1 protein-coding gene is annotated in these 553 nt (G+C 66.2%); it reads left to right on the plus strand.

Translation table 11 applies throughout. The annotated features are described in order from the left end of the window. The coding region (locus tag FCU40_RS23040; RefSeq protein ID WP_275052067.1) for a carboxyl transferase domain-containing protein at nucleotides 1–553 on the plus strand (553 nt) is incomplete at both ends.

A 553-nucleotide genomic window follows, 5' to 3' on the forward strand; every position in this document is an offset into this window, starting at 1 on the left:
CATGAAGGTGGGCGCGCCGATCATCGGCCTGTTCGACGCGGGCGGGGCGCGCATCCAGGAGGGCGTGGATTCGCTGGCCGGCTATGCCGACATCTTCCTGGAGAACGTGATGGCCTCGGGGGTTATCCCGCAGATCAGCGTGATCATGGGCCCGTGCGCCGGGGGCGATGTCTATTCGCCGGCCATGACCGACTTCATCTTCATGGTGAAGGACACCAGCTACATGTTCGTGACCGGCCCGGATGTCGTGAAGACCGTCACCAACGAGGTGGTCACCGCCGAGGAGCTGGGCGGGGCGCGCGTGCACGCGGCCAAGTCGGGCGTGGCCGAGGGCGCGTTCGAGAACGACCTGGAGGCCCTGACCCAGGTGCGCCGCCTGATCGACTTCCTGCCCGCATCCAACCGCGAGGCCGCCCCCGAGCGCGACAGCTTCGACGAAGCCTATCGCGAGGAGATGAGCCTCGACACCCTGATCCCGGCCGACCCGACCAAGCCCTACGACATGAAGGAACTGATCCTGAAGGTCGTCGACGAGGCCGACTTCTTCGAGATC

Source organism: Caulobacter sp. SSI4214, from assembly GCF_012184455.1.
GTDB lineage: Bacteria > Pseudomonadota > Alphaproteobacteria > Caulobacterales > Caulobacteraceae > Caulobacter > Caulobacter vibrioides_E.